This is a genomic window from Citrobacter pasteurii (genome assembly GCF_019047765.1).
GTDB lineage: Bacteria > Pseudomonadota > Gammaproteobacteria > Enterobacterales > Enterobacteriaceae > Citrobacter > Citrobacter pasteurii.
The window spans coordinates 15,247-31,399 of sequence record NZ_CP077263.1 but is presented as its reverse complement, the minus strand read 5'-3'; the positions used below and the strand labels follow the sequence as shown (position 1 = coordinate 31,399).

Genomic DNA, 16,153 nt, shown 5'->3' with positions numbered 1-16,153 from the left:
GATACTGTATAGATGTCCACTCATTAGCTTTTTATTCCATCATTATTATTTTCACCAGGACCATTCATTCCCTTAGTATTAACTCCAGGTGTATGGCGTATATTTCGCCCACCGGCTACAAACATATCTTTCACTGAACCTGCCATACTTCCAAGGGTATTGGCAGCATCCCGACCACCAAGGAAGGAAATGACGTAGTCAGGTAAATAGGCCTGCAATGCAAATATACTAGATACAAGTGTCGTGCAAATTCGAGCATAAATCATTAAAAAACCGGCCATGCTGAATAACCCTGTCAACGAGTTGGCTTGAACATTGACCAGCGCGGCGCCAAAGAGTGCATGAAGGATAGTTCCGGTCGCAACAATAGCAACGGAAGCAAAGAAAAATCCAAAAACCATGAGTGAGGGACGAATCATGGTATCGATAAAGTAGATGTAACCATATGCTGCACGACTACCTCTATCCTGAGACGTACCCAGATGTGTGGCCCCCCACAGAGGTCCAGCTGCACAACCTACCAAAACACTTACTATCCAGTTACCAATACCAGTCATCCAGTAGATAAACGGAATAAATGGCAAGTAAATTGAAAGTGTAAATCCAGCGCTAAACATAAGTAATAACAAGAAGTAAACAGCTGGGGAAATGGCATCAAGCCCTTTATCTACAGCACTAATTACCCCTGTCATATCGACAACTTTTCCAAGAAGCGATGATTCCCCCCCTGCAACCGCAGCACGTAGGATGGTGTAAGCTGTCAAAGTCCCCTCAGCTGCAACAAGAGTATAATCCCCAACGTTTTTCATCTTAACTAAAGGGTTTACTTGTCCTGTTGTAGTACCAGTCCCACTATAATTTGTTGCAATATTGCTTGTTAAGCTTACGAAAAATGGGGTAATGGAGTTCATGAGTATGCTATTGGGGTCATTACCCTCTGATGCGCTTAACTCATTTTTCGATGTTGTTGTACCTGCAGGGGGAGCATAGCTGGAGTTCTGCAACTGAGTTCGATAGGTACTCATTAACGCGCTGAAAAGATCACCGCTACCAATTTCCCCTAAAGAGGACATCCCACTGGTCGCTGGTGCGCGACTGGCAACTTCAGTCAGGCGCTGGTTGGCCGTGGCGAAAGTCTGGTACCAGGCACCGAGAGCCGCCCAGCCGTATGTGTCGAGGTAATTCCTGACTGCATCCTGAATGCCATTCTGCTCATTCTGTGCCGGCAGCGCGCGCTGGACCGTTTGTTCATAGTTGCTGGCAGCCCGCTGAATGCGGGATTCGATATCCGGGAGTGTGCCGCTGCCGGTCGTTCGTTTATTCATAAATCCGGTAACAAACTCGCTGGCAGCGCTATCCATATCCTGAATCATTGCTTCCATCGCTTTGTTTTGTGCGTCCACGACTTCACGTGTGTCGCTATTACTGAAGGGGTTAAAGAAGCTCCCGGAGCCAGACGAGGAGCCCGATTTCTGTTGTTCCGGGATTGTCGCTGTGCCACACACTCCACTGCCGTTAGTGACCCGGTAGGTATAATTTCCTCCAGACGAACCGAATATCTCCGTCATTTTTGCTGTGGTGGAATTGGCAGTGCTGCTGTAATCGTCCAGTGCCGTATTGATGGCGTATTTGCACAGCTGCATCTCAAAAATACCGCGTGCAGATGTGCGGGTCGAGGCCTGAGTGGGCTGTACCGTCAGGGAGTAGCCGCTGGCAATATCATTTGCAGCTTTGGACACCATCAGGTTGGCAGAGCCCACGCCCATAATCGATGCCCCCCAGAGGATGATGAGCTGAGACATGCTCCAGCCATTGGCTGTCGGGATAATCATCAAAAATCCTGAGACGGTGCTCAGTGTACTGGTGATATCGCGATCACCACTGAATACCTTGCCCTGATGCCCCGTTTTGTTGATGTGCTTCAGGCCAATAATCACAAACCAGACGACGGCAAGGACGGCAATAATTCCGTTAAACAGCGCAAACAGATTCCCGATCATCGTGGTATTACCGGCGGCGAGAGGGTCCAGTACCACGTCGCCGAAGATAGTGACCAGTGCCTGCCGGGAGAGGTCCTGTGCATTAGTCGCAGCAGAGACTATGTCATCGTAAGTTACACCGGCGCGTGCCGGCGTAACAGGTATAAGCAGCCCTGCGCAAAGCGCACGAATGAGATTTTTCACGGTAACTCCGGATAAAACATGAATGCCTGGATGGCGATATGGAGCAGAGGAGGGTCGTTATTTTCTGAGAATGGCATCTCGTACGGCATGTGTTTCCGTCATGAAGTGCTGAAAGGTGCCTCCTTCGGCAAGACTTACACGCCGGTTGCGTAACTGCCACAGTCGATAGGTTACGATTAGCGCTTTTGACCACGCCACGCCAGCGCCGGAAAACAGCACCACACAGGTGCTGATCTGGTGCGCTGTGATACTCCCACCGATAATGAATGTTGTCAGTGGCGCAAGCGGAACGGGTATAACCATAAGCCAGAACAGAAATCGCCAGCGCCGGCGCTGGCTAACATACCCCTTATCCAGTTGTTCGGGAGTAAAGCCGGATTCCTCAATGGCTTTTTCCCAGTCAGGAGCTGCAGGCAGTTTGTCGTCGGTGTTAAGCTCAGGAAAGGCATCACGCATTCGCTCCAGATTGCGTGATGTCATGTGTCGAGCTGATCGTAGAAACCACTTCGTTTCCTGCACTGGTAGAAAGATGCTAAGCAATCCGATGGTGATACGCCCGGTGAGGCTTTTTTTTCGTGAGACTATTTTTTCAGATGTCATTTGGCCGCTCCCTGGTTCATGGCTGATTCGAGTTGTTTTAGTCGTGGGGCATAGGACTGACGGGCAAAGGCAGCGAGCAACTGGCCGTCGATAACGTTCCCTTTGCGCATCAACTCTTTAATGTCATTAAGTTGCCAGTTCATCTGCGCCGTGGTTCGGATGAGTTCGCGCATAAGGTTATCTCCGTTCATTTGCTGCAGGTCAGAGAGATAGGCTGTATTGGCATATCGACGTCCGGCCTCAAAGGATTCAAATTCTCGCTGGCTCATGTAGCCCTTCGCTTTCGCCTCGGGTGAAGCCACATCATCAAAATACTGCGCTGCGGAAGGGGACTGCAGTGCTTCTTTCAGGGCATCACGGGTGGTTTCACTGGTCTTACTGTCGGCAATCAGCGAGAGCTGAGGTTCAGAGGCGGCATCGATGATACCGTTGTACTCGTTGAGCAATCCTACATACGTCCGTCCGGTTACTGTGTTGACTTCACCTTTGCCCGGTGTGCGACCGGCCGAAGGGCGCGCTGTGTTTTTCATGTAGGCCATTGCGGCGTCAGTTTGTTCCTGTGTCCAGGACAGTGCCGGTGCCGTCCCCTCAGGACCTGCTCCACCATAGATCGAACGTACCTGGCTATCACCACCGGGCATCTTGCTGACGGCAGGGCATATCCCCGTCCCGCCAAAACGCTCATATTCTGCTGCTGTGCAGTATGCAGCATGCACGTTCGCACCGTCATAAGCATCCCGGGCCTGCTCTTCTGATGCAGTGGAAATCCTCTTACGCACCGCTGAGCTGGAAACGCCTTTGCCGGAGGAGAGTTTTGATGCGGTACTGCCTGACGCACGTTTACTTTGTGCCGCAATGCCGGAGGCGGAATCACTGCAGATCGAATCCGGTACCGAAAAACTCTGTCGGGCCTCTTCCAGACGCTGGGTTTCATTATTGAAAATCATTTGCTGACGGGTGGCCTGCCCATCCTGATTAATCAGCGCACCGAGCTTGTCCGCATTCTGTGTGATGGCTGTACCGGTGGCCTGCTGCATCTGCAGTATTTCGGCCAGCGTTGCCTGGATGGTGGCCATCTCAGGCAGAACCTGAGTGGTGATAGGCACGCTGGAGTTCACGTTGACCGTAAAAGCACTGGCAACCGTGGGCAGGCTGGATGCGATGGCCAGCGCCAGCGCGGGGAGATGACGTTGTATCATGAAATTCTCCATTTAGTTGAGCGGGGTAAACACGTTGGGAAGGCGAGTTGACTGTGAGTCGGGGGCGAGGGCTACCAGAGGGAAGGTCTGAAAGCGTCTGCTGATACGTCCTTCCCGGCTGCGGGTGTCTATGATTGTCAACCCACGACGCGCGATCCGTGCGTGAGTTGAAGGGGTGATATCCAGTACCGGCCAGTCTCCTGGGCTGAGTTGTGGAGTATCATTCCCCTCCGGCCATAACCAGGTGTCATCACTTAACACCGTCCTTATATCCTCAGGTAACAGCCACTGGACCACATGACGCGAATCTCGCACTTGTTCGCCTGGCTCTTTTACCTGCCAGATGGCCGTAGTTACTAACTGACGAGGACGAGCTTTGAGCGCAAGAAGAACCCCACAGGCTTCTTGTGGAGCCCGACGATCGGTTGCGTACACAGCCCGGGAGTTCACTGCACTGTCTGTACGAAAGTGACGAGATGGTAGAACAAACTCCACGCCGTCAACATCGATCATCAGGCGTGAAAGTCTGACCTGTCCCTTTGCCGGGCGACGGCAGCGTGGCGTCAGGTGGATGGAACACATCACAGGTCATACCCCAGTTCGTTAATCATTTCGTCCGCCATCAGTTCGATGACACCCTTATCGCCACGGACGCCACTGTTACGCTCTCTGTACTCAATGAGTTTTTTTGCAGACCCTCGTGGGAACTTATCTGCCAGCAACTGACGGGCACGGGCAGTGCCGATCGTCGCGGAGAGATTTTTGCGTAGCGCACCGTCTTTTTTGTCTGAGTTAAGCGACCACAGCTCCAGCGGTCCGAGCGTAAACCGGACAATCCGCGCCAGCGTGCCCTGGGTCGTGCGCATCATACACAGCATCGGTACTCCACTACCGTCTGCAGCAGGACCGGCTGGCATACGCAGGAAAGCATGGAGATTGTGTTCGGGGATCTTAAAACTGTCTCGTAAAAGAGGAATGTCTTCCTGGCGGAAGCGCAGCAGCCAGAGGGTGTTGGCAGAGTCGAGCAGGCTTTTCGGGTAATCGGTAAGGAACTGGGTACTTAACACTGTGCGGATGCCAAACTTACGCTGTTCCCTGTCCTGCGTGTCCAGCGCCTCGAAGATGAAATCAATGCCCTTGACGTTGTGCAGCTCGTCGTAGATTTTGGTTTTCATTTCGCTGTCGAGCTGGTTGATGCGCCGTATAATGCCAGGGAGATAGGCTTCCGGCACCGTTTTCAATATCTCTTCCTGATACTGAGGAAGCGTAAAATCACCAGCTGTTATGTGGCCAGCAAAGAGGAACATGATGCCGGTTTTCAGTCTGCCTGCCGGGGTCTTATCGCCAGCGACGTTGTTTAAGTCTACGGCAATAATGCGTGTGTTCGGGTTCAGCGCGAAGCGAGTCCGACTGGCCATCATCGGATAGTCCTGTCGTGCCTGAATCATACAACGCTCAATGTACTCCAGTAGTGGCTCCTGTGAACCGTCACGCTGTACTCTGCCAAAACTCTCCTGAATTGCCTCACTGCGTAGCAACGCTGGCATATCAGCGAGTTCTGGTACAGCCTGATAGTGCGCCCGTTGAGCCGCGGACAACTGCCCACGCTCATGGAGGAGATCACGTACTTCATACCATGGAGTCGCAGTCCACCATTCCTGATCGTGCTCATCTCTCAACCCGCATGACTCCAGCGCCTCGTCCACTTCTGGCTCTACGTTTGACCGGAACATGTTTGGTTCAATACCGCTGCGCATGTCGTACGCCAGATCAATCAGGCGGTTCACTATCTGCCGGGTATCGGTCGGGTTCGGAGGTGTCCCTTTATCTGGTTCAATACAGAAGGCCATCAGCATGGACGCGATAAATTGCTTCTCCGGCGTTACTGGCTTATGGGCACCGTACAGGATGTCGAAAACATTGCGCGACTTAGACGGGTCGTTGCTAAGAATAATACCAACGGCTTCGTCCTTTCGCTCCTCCGGCAGACTGTCACGAATCAGTTGGATGAACCCCATAGCGCTGAATCCTTTATCGATATGCGCCACATAGGGAAGTGAAACCTGGGCGGAAGATACCTGTATTTCCGTCAGGGTATTAATCAGTACCGACTTACCAAGGCCTGAGTCACCCGGGGCAAGTTCGGTGTGCTTGTTCTGTCGTGAAGAACCCAGCCCAACTTCCCAGGCGCAGCCGTCTTCAGTGTGCAGCATCAAATTACCTTCCCCGCGCCAGACGGAACCTGGTCGGTTGAAAGGCAGCATAGAAAGCGCATGGGAGAGTGGCGGATAAAGCGGGACGGGGCCTGAGCCTGCTGACGCTGCCAACATGCTGTTGACCCATCCCCGGCGTGGATCACCGAAGGTTGTGGTTGTGTTACAAACCCCCCACCCCTGCATAGCTGATTCAAGCAGCATCTGATTACGGGTGCATACTTCACGGGTACGCCCCCAGGTGGAAGCTACAATGGTCATCACGCAAACTGGGTCTCGTTCATCCGTTTCAGCCAACTGCGTAAAAGCGTCGTAAAGCGGACGAATGGAGGGAATAAATTGTCCAAATGATGAAATATTCTTTTTCCAGCCCAGCGCCTTCATCCCACCCGGCATGATGTCGATCCGAATACGCCAGGGAACGGCACGTGGAACCAGTTTAACCAGTTCATTGAAGGGGCTGGGGTGCTGAGGAGGCAGAGTTATGGCTACCATGCCGTGCCACAGCCCCTCTGCATACACCAGATTACCTTCAGTTTTTGGTGTACAACCAAAGACCTGAAGATTCAGGAAGGGAGCAAGCAGAGCCGTGGCGTCATCATCCTGAAGCGTACCTGAGGGTGCGGCCTTCCCCGGTAGTGCAGGGCGCCATGCTGCCGATGTGCTGTTACGTGCTGTTTCACGTCTGATTTCGTTACAGAACTCAGGCACGTCGAGCAGGCGGACAAGCAGGCCGTCTCCGCCGCGTACGAGTGCTTTTTCAAGAGTAGAGATAAAGCTGTCATGCCTGATCTTCAGACCAGACATTTGCCAGCGCCAGGGTTCCTGGCCAAAACGCGCGACCGGCGCTTTATCCTGGATAGCCCGAACGGTGGCGTTGAAATCTGTTCTTTCCTGATGGCTCACCAGTGTCGGTGAGCTCCAGACGGCAAGCCAGCATCGCTCACGGACAAGCCACGGTGAGATTACGTTTACCTTTTCATTGAGCAGGTCATCCAACTGGATGCCGATGTGCTGAATGGAACGCTTTTGTGGGGCGATCATGGCGCTGACTTCGTCACGCCCCTTTTCCGGATCACGTTCAAAAATGAAGGCCAACTTATGGCCGGTATTTTTCCAGGTCGTACTGAGTGTGGAAGTGAGGTGAGCGATCATTCCTTCAAACGCATCCGGATGGTCGGCTGAAGCTGTTTCTGACAGTTCACGCAATGCCCCGGAAATTTCGAATACAGACAGGTAATAGCCATGATGGGTGACACCAATATAAGGTGCTTCCAGCCAGGGTCTGAGCTCCAGGTCATGCTTGTCCAGTCCGATCACTGTACGAATGTCGCAGTAGTCGACAAAGTCAGCAGAGACGGCGAAACGGGAAAAGGTGTTCATAACGTCTTCAATGGCGAAGACAAGGCGGTTGATATTCATAAGAGAAGTGACTCCATAGAAAAGGTAGAATTTCTGCCAGACGGAGGTTTCTTTGGAAATTCATGAATAAAGAGGTGGTATGGAAACAAAACGCAGATTACTTTCAGGCCGGGAATCCCTGTTTCTGGCTGCATTTGTAATCGTGGTTCTTGTTTTGCTGGCTGCTGAAGAGCAGATTTTTTCCCCCGTCAGAGAGAAGTCACGACATGAATCAGTGGTGAAGGCGTTACCGTCAGTCGGGGGATTGTCCGATCCTGGATTGCTGTCACATCGACTGATCAGTTATGACGAGAACATGGGATTTGTGACGGATAAAATGGCAACCCTTGCCAGGGGGAATACGCTCTATTTCTTTAAAGCAGTGGAAGACAGGTGCGATAAGAGCACAGCGGATGATTTTATTTCGTGTGCTAACAACATCCTGGGACAACAGTTTTATTACAAATCGTCCTCTTCAGTGGCAGACGCATGGGCCAACCGTTATTCCGATTGCGATCTGAACAGTTATCTTCTGATGGATGTCATGAATCGTGCAGGATTTCAGGTCAGGATTGTTTACTCTCCCGGACATGCTTTTATTTCGTATACAGACGAATATGGCAATATTCATTTTCAGGAAACGACAGGAAATGAAAATACAGGTACGGATGCTGATCTGAACGGAGCTTTTTATAGAAAAGCATTACCTGGATTTTTCTATCAACCGCAGAATGTGGCATTTGCAGAAAAATTGTATCCGATCCTGACTGTAGGGAAACTCCCAGAGAAGGAAGGGCGGCAACTTGCCTCTGATATGTTTTCTGCATGGCCTGAAAACCCTCTGGTACAGGATATTTACTTTCATTTTCGCCAGCCCTTGCTGGACGAGGATGCGACAAGTCTGAAATCGTTACTGGTGACCGATATATCATCGTCATCAAAGCGTCTGATGCTGACCCGATATTACACCCAGAAAGGGGATCCCGACCTGGCTGGCAGATATATCGGACAGATTGATGATGATTTTTGTAATGATACCTGCCTGACGTTTAAGGCTAATCAGTCATTCAAATATAAAATCATCCTTTGGTTCAAAAACAATATTGAACCAAAGGCGACTATCGCAATGATTCAGGGATTTCTTGACGATGTCGGAGCCGTCTGTGTGTTTATTTTTGCCTGTATTATCGTGTTCTTGTCGTGGCCCGAAATAGCAGGGTACTTAACCAGAATATCAGTGCAAATACCGTTGTTGAGCGCCCTTCACCTGAAACAATATACGGATCCCGGCGCCAGTAAAAAATCAGGGCTGCCGTCAGCAGAGCAGGAATGATGCACAGAAGGTATCGTTTTATGTAGATGTTCAGTGAGGGGATTTTTCCCTCATCACAGTACGCCAGGCACAGACACAGGACGGGCAGACACAGAAATGAAAACTCCAGCACTTTGAAGAGAAAGGTGTTTGCCTCAAATCTGGCCTGATAATTGATGCCGGCGATGTCCCCTAGCCGGACGTGGTGAAAATCGCCAAAACTGACGTACCCGCAGGTCAGGAAATACAGGACGAGAACTACCGCCAGCAGGCGGTGGTACCAGACAATATGCCGGCACATGGAAAAAAGTGAGTTCACTCAGTTGTTCTCCAGAAGGTATTCCCGGTCGGTGACAGAGTCCGGCATCAGGATCAACGCCACGCCGTTCATTTTCTGTCGCATTTCATCGCGCATGACGGGCGGGAAGCGTTTCAACGCATCCGCATAATCAGCAGGGCGCCACCCACCGAAGCGTTCTTCCAGTGGCAATCGATGCCGGGTCAGTTCCGACAGCACCCGTCGCCCCTCCCGGATCTCGTAAGGCCTGTTGCTGAAGACGGCCAGCAGAGCTTTTCGGTTCAGGGCGACGACATTACGTGGATGCAGGTCCGGTAACCAGACCATTACACCCTGAGCAGCAGCAAATCCGTTGAGGGCATGCCAGGCGTGGCAGATAAAACAGAGATTAAACGGCAGCGTGAGCCGTTCGAACTCAGCATATTCAGTATCAGACAGTAAACCGGTATCGGTCAGAAGCGCGGTCGGAATGTGGCGCAGGGCAAGGCGGCGGGCGGCAAGTGATGCGTGCTGCATCCCGGTTTGTGCGGCTTTCAGTGCCCGAGTATGTTTTTCGTATTCAGCCGGTACCTGCGGCGTGGGGCGGGACGCCAGCTGAGCCAGCGTATCTTTCGCTCTGAGTAGCCGGGCCTCTGCATCCTGCGCGTCTTCCGCCAGCCGGGTTAAGGGCAGGGATTCCGGTAACATAAACAGATGTTTCATATCAGCACCGCAGCAATAACAGCGTCCCCCTGAAACGCTCACGGGGGCAGGAAGTTGGGGGGCTGTGGTATGGACAACATCAGGCACTGGAAGCGGATGTAGCCACCGAAGGTCAGGTGTCTTTCTCTTATTACTCATCGTTTTCTCCTGAAAGGGTCGGTGTTTACCGACCCTTTCCTGTGATTAGCTGATGGTGACGGAGCTGGTACCGAGCTGTTTCTGGGTACGACTCATGATTTCAGGGACAACGGCCAGCAGACCGCCAATAGCCAGACCTGCACAGCAGCGGCCGAGTGTTACCTGCGGGTTGGTACCAATTTTTTTGAAGGCCAGTAGGGAACCGATGAAGATGAAAACGCCGATCGCCTGGGCAATTTCCAGCCCGGAAGTTTTACCGCTTTTAGCACCGTCAGCGGCGCTGCGCATCATGTCGGCAATATCGCCTTCAGCGAAGGCCATGCCGGGTAACAGGAACGTAACCAGGGCACATAGCCCCTGAATCATTCGCTCACGGCACTGCATCATGGTCAGCTGACAGAAAATAACAACGGCATAAATACGCGCGGAAATAGCACGGAAAAGTGACATGGTGTCTCCTTGGGTTATAAAAAACGAATGGTGTTAAAAAGCGAGTCCGAAGGTGGAGAGTGCGGCATCGATGAGCTGAGGTGAAAAGACCATCGCGGTTCCGGCCATCAGCTTTACGGTCGCGGCACGAATACTTTCGCTTGAACTGAGCGCGGTATGCCCCTCAAGTTCTGAACGTCGAAACATATCGAGTGCCGCATAGACAAATCCCACTCCTGCGAGCCGAACCAGGGAAAGCACGGCGTTAGCGGCCCCTGCAGCAACACCGTAGGTGGCGGGCTGCACATAAGCGATCGCATCAAAAGATGTGGCGCCAAAACCAAGCTGCGCACCACTGGCATTAATTATGGAGGGAAGGGATACCAGTGCGGCGCAGGAAAAAAGGCCAATAGCGAACCTGCCCGGAGATAAGGGGCCACGACTGGAACGTTGCCGGACCAGTAGGGCGATGAGGCCAAAAAAACCAATCATCTCAGACCAACTGAACAGTAAATCCAGTCCAGCGGTGAAGATGCCCGAAGCCAGGTTCTCTATTAGCGTAATGGCATCCAGTGCCATTAGCGCAGGGTTCCTCCTGTTGTCACCACTGAGCGTGTGGCGGGATCTATCTGACGAATAGTGACTTTACCCAGCGTATCCCCCTCCCGGACGGACCAGGTACTGCCCTGCCATTTGATCCAGGCCATTCCCGACTCCAGTGACATGATTTTCATGCCTGAAATAGCACTGGCTACCTGCCGTTTTTGGAGCCTGGAAGCGGGTTTTGAGGTATCAGAGGCGCTTGCCCGGGCTTCCAGCACTGCCAGCTTTTGTATCAGGTCAGTAAGCTGGGCACGCGTTTCTACCGCGTATGCCTCATCCCTCTTGATAGCATCAGACAGACGGGTGACGCTGTCTTTCAGTGACGTCAGAGAGTCATTTATCTTTCGATCGCGGTCGTTCAGCTCGTCACGAATATCCGTCATCATGCTCGTCGTATCGCCCTGGAGCATCGGAGGTGCAGTTTGTGTCGCTGGCTGCGCGACGGGGATCGGGGGCCTCGTGGGCTGAATAGTCTCAACCGAACTGTGCGGTGCACCGTCGAGCGTACTTTCAACCTCACTGAAGCTGCTTTCAGACGGTGTGTTACTTGTAAATGACAGTGACGGACCGAACAGATACCAGAGACTGACCACTGCCAGAAGCGTTATCCCGAGAAGCCACGGCAGAGAATAGCCAAACAGCAGCTCCCGCTTCCAGAAAGGCAGTTTCTGACGGGGATCTGGCGCACCAAAATCATCCTCGTTTTCCAGCGTGTCTTCTTCAGATATGTCAATTTGCTGATTCATCATTGTTCCTCACGGGTACGGTATCGCCATATTGACGACGGATTTCAGCCTGGCGGCGCACGATGGCTTCCTGCAGGCGGGATTCTGTTTGCTGCTCTGCTGCAACGGGTGTTAGTACTGATGTACTGGTAGCGGGGAGTGCGACTTTCTTATTACTGATAACGTCGTCTGAAGTTACTGATTCAACGAAGAGAATGGAGATAACCTCTTTCTGCTTCACTGTGACCTGGCGGAACGGCTCGCGGGCCATCTCCTGTTTGATGACTTCCGCACCTGTCTGGGCTGTGCCACCGACCATTACGCCAGCTACTGTGCTGCCGTCAGGTTTCCCCACGCGTCCGGTGACGGTTCCGACGCTGGACTGCATGACCTGCGTGTTAGCATCTTTGTACAGTCCCCCCAGGTCGCCAAGACCACCTAATACAGCTGGCAGAACGATGTGTGTCCCCCATCGATGGTTGACATCGGAGGCCACCGAAGACATCAGGTTTTTCTCGCTCTGTGCGCTTGCTTTTACGTTCAGTTCCATACCGTTCCAGCTCATACTGGTGAATTTGATATCGAGTCCATTTCCGGCAAGTTTTACTGAAGGGCTATGAAGTCTGGCACCAGCCAGCGGCCCGGCAGGTATGACCGCAACCACCTCTGAGTTGGGGTTATCCGAATCCACGGCAGTCTCCATATAACCGGACGCACGAGTGAGTGCAGGGATGAAGACCTGTGCGCTTTCTGTTTTAGCTGTGGATTCTGCCTGGCGGCCAGCACCAGACGCTGGTGAAGTCCGCGTAACGCTTGCCAGTGCAGTGGCAAGAACCGGTGCATCACCGCCCGCCTGCGCGGCACTGATCCGCGTGAGCAGTTTCTGCAGCTGAGCCTGGCGTTTCTCCGTGGCCTGCTCCTCTCCGGCCGTGTTTTCCGTGCGCCGTGACGATTTTCCCGACTGTGGAGATGGTGGATCTTGTGATGCTGGCTTTGTTACCGGCGGCTTATCAGGCGGGGGTTCCGTGACTTCAAGGCCTACCGGGAGGCTGGCGATAAAAGATGAATCAGTCCGTGCGGCTTCTTGCGCACCTAAGTCGTTTGAGGCTTTCAGCAGCTCACGGTATCGCGGGCTTTCCGTTGTAGTGGTTACGGCACTGGAGGCCGTGCCGTTAAGGTTAACGGCAGAATCCTTTCCTGAAGGGTCATGTGTCAGCCATGACACTAACCAGTAACCGGCAGTCAGTAAAGCCAGGGCTCCAAATCCGAGTATTGAAATAAGTTTTTTGCCGTTATTTCCGGCATCCTGTTCTGCGCTCATTACTGAAGCTCCGGCGTGACGTTAACGGATTTCCCGTTCACTGAGAAGGTCAGTAACGGGGTGAGGGGGAGTTTCCAGAGATGTGTGCCGTCCGCTGAAGAAAGTGTCTGTTCAAACTCATCGCGAAGCATTGCCCGGGAACGAACCATCAGATCATCACCGCTTTGCCAGATGATGGTGTCTGGAACGTTGCCCTGGAATTTCAGGCGGCGGGAATCTTTCGGTGGTGTGCCATCCAGAAAGGCCTGCAAAGTGGCACTGTGGAGTGCGATTTTATCGACGGTCACGCCGGGGAGTGCGGTGCCAGGCCCCAGGCGCGGGACACGTAAATCCAGCCGGCTGTCGATCTCCTGGCTGGCTGTGCGGGTGTCAGTCTCACCACTTGTCACGTTAATCATGATCGGAACATCGAGTCCCTTCAGATACACGGAAATGTTCCCTGCCGCCCACGGACGCAGCGGGGTTATCGCCAGCATGTTGGTGCCAGCATTGAATTTCACGTCAAAACTCTTCGGACTGGCATTAATCGGCGGATCCGACTGTGGCCACGGCGCACCACTGATGTCTGTCAGGGTAACGACGCTCTGGTTGTTCATGGCCGTACGTACCAACGGGATACTGGCTCCTGGTGAAAGATTAAGGGTTAACGAACTGATGCGCGGAACCACGCTTATCATTGGGGCATTTACCGACCGCTCGTTGTCTGTCAGTCGCAGACGCAGTTCGCGTATCTCATCCGCTGACAGAGGCGAGTCCATGCTTGCCGCTTCGTCTACCAGCGGTGAGCTTTGTCCTGGTGCCGGTAACTCCCCACTAATCCGGGTTGCGGGTACGTCCGTTGTATGTGGTTCAGCACCTTGCTGGGCTGGAGCTGCACTTGTTGCGCCAGGTGTCCTGGCGTTCTGCCAGCCAGTATTGTCAGCAGCGGCTGCGAGAGCCGGACCACACAGCAGTAGGGTGGTCATGAGATAACGAAGTTTCATGGCGGGAGCCTCAGAGGTTGCGGGGGGCGTTGCGTGAGATCATCTGGCGGATTTCCATCCCGACAGGTTTCTGTCGTGGATCTACGCGCTGGATGGTGATTTCGAAAACAAACGGCTGTTCGGGCTTGCTGGTTGTCTGACCAACCAGACGCAGACGTACCGGATATTGCATAGTCCAGAACCAGGTTCCGTCAGACAGGCGTCCACGGCGGATGACGACACCAGCCCCAACGGAGCCGGTAAGGTTCATACGTTCACGCTTAAGGGCATCATAGATATTGGAGTTAGTGAGCGCCTGGATGTAACTGGCGTGCCCTTCTTCAGAGAACAGCGAGGCCGTGGAAGATACCTGCTCACGATAGTGAACGAAGTCCAGGTTAAAGGCCCGCATCAGAGCCTTGCTGCCAAAGGCGATTGCATCGTCCTGGCTCCATGCCGGTTCGGATGTGGGAGCCAGTCGAACCAGGCGTCCGCTGTCGGTGGCAAAGTAATCCCGTGGCTGTTGTATCAGAGCCCAGGTTAAACCGGCGTTGAGTATTATGCTGATAAGTAGGCCAGTCCCCAGTCGGAGATTACTCTTCATCAGCTCTGGTGCCATTTTTTGGCGCTTTTCTGCCGTGATCATCATTTTTACGGCGTCGTTCAGCGGATCCTCCGTAGCGGAGGAGGCCCGCCCCTTTGCAGGGGGGGCCGGTTGAGTCAGTTTTGTCATAGGTTTCAGGAGTTGAAGTTTTTCCAGGGATCGATGTTGTCTGGAATCTGTTCGTTGACCTTATCAAGGGCAGCTTCGCAGACCTTATTTTCCAGTTGAGAAATGATTTCATCGAGCCCGGGGAATTGCGGCAGGCTCACTTTGACGCTCTTGATACGGGACAGACAGGACTGCAGGGAGGATGAGACATTGCTTTCGCGCTGTTCCCAGGCTGTTGCGGCTGCCCTGGCCCGCTCATAACCAGCCTGACTACCCGCTTCAGCGGCACTTCCTGCTCGGCAGGTCGCCGCCGTAGCGGCGGTAGATAAAAGCATGAAGCCGGACAAGAGTCCGGCTTTAAGCATTTGATATCGCATTCTCTCTCCTTATCGGCTTAGCGGCCGGGGCTGTGGGAGTGTTCCTGATGAAGCGTTTTTTCCTGTCTGCCCTCCGGCTTTCGTGCGTCATCCCATTGTTTCCAGGTCTGTTCAAAACCAAGACGCTGGAACAGGGTGTCTGCCTGTTTTTCCGGTGTGTAGAGTCGGGCGGGAAGCGGTGTGTCCTCTTCCCGACCTTTCAGGTGGAACGTCATCAACTGAGGAGCGGCACGGGTAGTGCCGTCGGGTTCGAAATTCACCGCCTGTCCGTAACCCGCAAAGCGGGGACCGTCGTCGGTGATTGCATTGATAACCAACTGACTATTGTCGGTGGTTGGTGTGGCCAGTGCCGGATACAGTGTGCCATCCAGTCGCACCATACCCTGCAGATGTTCCCCCGCTGACTGTACAAGCAGCAGGTCTAACTGGTTTGACTGCGTGTCCATAGAGGCCATAACGGGTATCAACCTGTCCGGGGCGTCTGTGGATGGTGGCAAAATGCTTGCTGCAGCTACCGGTGACTTCACCGGGTGCCTGTCTTCACCCAGATAAAACTGACGTTCTTCCAGGCGAGGTGGCAGCTTCAGGTCTGTGGTGTACTCGGGCCAGGCCTGACGGATTTGCTGAGTGAGACGGCCAAATGTATCGACCGGAAAAACTTGCAGGGGTTGCCCCTGCTCTGGCCGATCGTGCGCCACGGCAAGGCCAGTCGAAGCGGACGTCAATGACCAGTTATTTTTTACGCGTCCATTTTCCTCTCCTGGTACATGCCAGCTGTCACGGGAGTTAAGCGTCAGTGTAACCACATCACCGGTTTTGTGGTTTTCTATAAGTTCTCTTAAATCCTGCCCCCAGTAGGTATGACTCCCTCCACGGTTCTGTAGCTCGATAAAGAAGCTGCCACCCTTTTGCTCTTTATTTTCGTAGGTCGCCTCGCCAAAGTTTTTCAATACCGCCGTGATGCTCTGCCCTGGTTTC

At 53.1% G+C, this 16,153-nt stretch carries 14 protein-coding genes; 1 reads left to right on the top strand and 13 read right to left on the bottom strand.

Going from position 1 to position 16,153, the window contains the following annotated elements:
- Positions 1 to 23 precede the first annotated feature (23 nt).
- Genes I6L54_RS23810 through I6L54_RS23790 form a run of 5 tightly spaced genes read right to left on the bottom strand, consistent with a single transcriptional unit; the run spans position 24 to position 7,617 of the window.
- Positions 24 to 2,183: a DotA/TraY family protein gene (locus I6L54_RS23810; RefSeq protein WP_040231209.1), complete on the bottom strand. Its 2,160-nt coding sequence runs from the start codon at positions 2,181 to 2,183 to the stop codon at positions 24 to 26.
- 57 nt (positions 2,184 to 2,240) lie between these two features.
- Entirely contained in the window at positions 2,241 to 2,783 is a 543-nt protein-coding gene (gene traX, locus I6L54_RS23805) for a conjugal transfer protein TraX (RefSeq protein ID WP_072041438.1), read from the bottom strand.
- Positions 2,780 to 3,982, bottom strand: coding sequence for a conjugal transfer protein TraW (gene traW / locus I6L54_RS23800; RefSeq protein WP_040231208.1), 1,203 nt, complete (start codon positions 3,980 to 3,982; stop codon positions 2,780 to 2,782). Before traW ends, traX begins: the two co-directional genes overlap by 4 nt.
- A 12-nt stretch (positions 3,983 to 3,994) precedes the next feature.
- A complete protein-coding gene (locus I6L54_RS23795; protein ID WP_052463738.1) occupies positions 3,995 to 4,564 on the bottom strand; it encodes a hypothetical protein in 570 nt (189 codons plus the stop codon).
- Positions 4,564 to 7,617 (bottom strand): putative type IV secretion/conjugal transfer ATPase, encoded by a 3,054-nt coding sequence (locus I6L54_RS23790; RefSeq protein WP_040231206.1) that lies wholly within the window; start codon positions 7,615 to 7,617, stop codon positions 4,564 to 4,566. The genes I6L54_RS23795 and I6L54_RS23790 overlap by 1 nt, the downstream gene beginning before the upstream one ends.
- Before the next feature lie 79 nt (positions 7,618 to 7,696).
- On the opposite strand from I6L54_RS23790, the gene I6L54_RS23785 reads away from it, so the two are divergent.
- On the top strand, positions 7,697 to 8,929 hold the full coding sequence (locus I6L54_RS23785; RefSeq protein WP_052463737.1) for a hypothetical protein: 1,233 nt from the start codon (positions 7,697 to 7,699) through the stop codon (positions 8,927 to 8,929).
- 298 nt (positions 8,930 to 9,227) lie between these two features.
- Here I6L54_RS23785 and I6L54_RS23780 read toward each other — a convergent pair whose 3' ends face one another.
- The 8 genes from I6L54_RS23780 to I6L54_RS23745 form a co-directional block, all read right to left on the bottom strand.
- Positions 9,228 to 9,908, bottom strand: coding sequence for a conjugal transfer protein TraT (locus tag I6L54_RS23780; RefSeq protein WP_245163431.1), 681 nt, complete (start codon positions 9,906 to 9,908; stop codon positions 9,228 to 9,230).
- A gap of 183 nt (positions 9,909 to 10,091) precedes the next feature.
- The gene (locus I6L54_RS23775; RefSeq protein WP_040231201.1) at positions 10,092 to 10,496 is read right to left on the bottom strand and encodes a DUF6750 family protein; all 405 of its coding nucleotides are present in this window, start codon (positions 10,494 to 10,496) and stop codon (positions 10,092 to 10,094) included.
- A gap of 33 nt (positions 10,497 to 10,529) precedes the next feature.
- Positions 10,530 to 11,054 (bottom strand): conjugal transfer protein TraQ, encoded by a 525-nt coding sequence (gene traQ / locus I6L54_RS23770; protein ID WP_040231200.1) that lies wholly within the window; start codon positions 11,052 to 11,054, stop codon positions 10,530 to 10,532.
- Positions 11,054 to 11,827 (bottom strand): conjugal transfer protein TraP, encoded by a 774-nt coding sequence (traP, locus tag I6L54_RS23765; protein ID WP_153754036.1) that lies wholly within the window; start codon positions 11,825 to 11,827, stop codon positions 11,054 to 11,056. The genes traQ and traP overlap by 1 nt, the downstream gene beginning before the upstream one ends.
- Positions 11,808 to 13,124 (bottom strand): conjugal transfer protein TraO, encoded by a 1,317-nt coding sequence (gene traO / locus I6L54_RS23760; RefSeq protein ID WP_040231198.1) that lies wholly within the window; start codon positions 13,122 to 13,124, stop codon positions 11,808 to 11,810. The genes traP and traO overlap by 20 nt, the downstream gene beginning before the upstream one ends.
- Positions 13,124 to 14,107: a DotH/IcmK family type IV secretion protein gene (locus tag I6L54_RS23755; protein ID WP_040231197.1), complete on the bottom strand. Its 984-nt coding sequence runs from the start codon at positions 14,105 to 14,107 to the stop codon at positions 13,124 to 13,126. Before I6L54_RS23755 ends, traO begins: the two co-directional genes overlap by 1 nt.
- A gap of 10 nt (positions 14,108 to 14,117) precedes the next feature.
- The gene (locus I6L54_RS23750; protein ID WP_040231195.1) at positions 14,118 to 14,819 is read right to left on the bottom strand and encodes a DotI/IcmL/TraM family protein; all 702 of its coding nucleotides are present in this window, start codon (positions 14,817 to 14,819) and stop codon (positions 14,118 to 14,120) included.
- Positions 14,820 to 14,824: 5 nt separating this feature from the next.
- On the bottom strand, positions 14,825 to 15,175 hold the full coding sequence (locus I6L54_RS23745; RefSeq protein ID WP_040231192.1) for a hypothetical protein: 351 nt from the start codon (positions 15,173 to 15,175) through the stop codon (positions 14,825 to 14,827).
- Positions 15,176 to 16,153 lie beyond the last annotated feature (978 nt).

Bases quoted from the DNA above. Each gene is read 5' to 3' on its own strand.
- traX (WP_072041438.1), bottom strand. From the start codon at position 2,783: ATGACATCTGAAAAAATAGTCTCACGAAAAAAAAGCCTCACCGGGCGT.
- traW (WP_040231208.1), bottom strand. From the start codon at position 3,982: ATGATACAACGTCATCTCCCCGCGCTGGCGCTGGCCATCGCATCCAGC.
- I6L54_RS23795 (WP_052463738.1), bottom strand. From the start codon at position 4,564: ATGTGTTCCATCCACCTGACGCCACGCTGCCGTCGCCCGGCAAAGGGA.
- I6L54_RS23790 (WP_040231206.1), bottom strand. From the start codon at position 7,617: ATGAATATCAACCGCCTTGTCTTCGCCATTGAAGACGTTATGAACACC.
- I6L54_RS23785 (WP_052463737.1), top strand. From the start codon at position 7,697: ATGGAAACAAAACGCAGATTACTTTCAGGCCGGGAATCCCTGTTTCTG.
- I6L54_RS23780 (WP_245163431.1), bottom strand. From the start codon at position 9,908: ATGAAACATCTGTTTATGTTACCGGAATCCCTGCCCTTAACCCGGCTG.
- I6L54_RS23775 (WP_040231201.1), bottom strand. From the start codon at position 10,496: ATGTCACTTTTCCGTGCTATTTCCGCGCGTATTTATGCCGTTGTTATT.
- traQ (WP_040231200.1), bottom strand. From the start codon at position 11,054: ATGGCACTGGATGCCATTACGCTAATAGAGAACCTGGCTTCGGGCATC.
- traP (WP_153754036.1), bottom strand. From the start codon at position 11,827: ATGATGAATCAGCAAATTGACATATCTGAAGAAGACACGCTGGAAAAC.
- traO (WP_040231198.1), bottom strand. From the start codon at position 13,124: ATGAGCGCAGAACAGGATGCCGGAAATAACGGCAAAAAACTTATTTCA.
- I6L54_RS23755 (WP_040231197.1), bottom strand. From the start codon at position 14,107: ATGAAACTTCGTTATCTCATGACCACCCTACTGCTGTGTGGTCCGGCT.
- I6L54_RS23750 (WP_040231195.1), bottom strand. From the start codon at position 14,819: ATGACAAAACTGACTCAACCGGCCCCCCCTGCAAAGGGGCGGGCCTCC.
- I6L54_RS23745 (WP_040231192.1), bottom strand. From the start codon at position 15,175: ATGCGATATCAAATGCTTAAAGCCGGACTCTTGTCCGGCTTCATGCTT.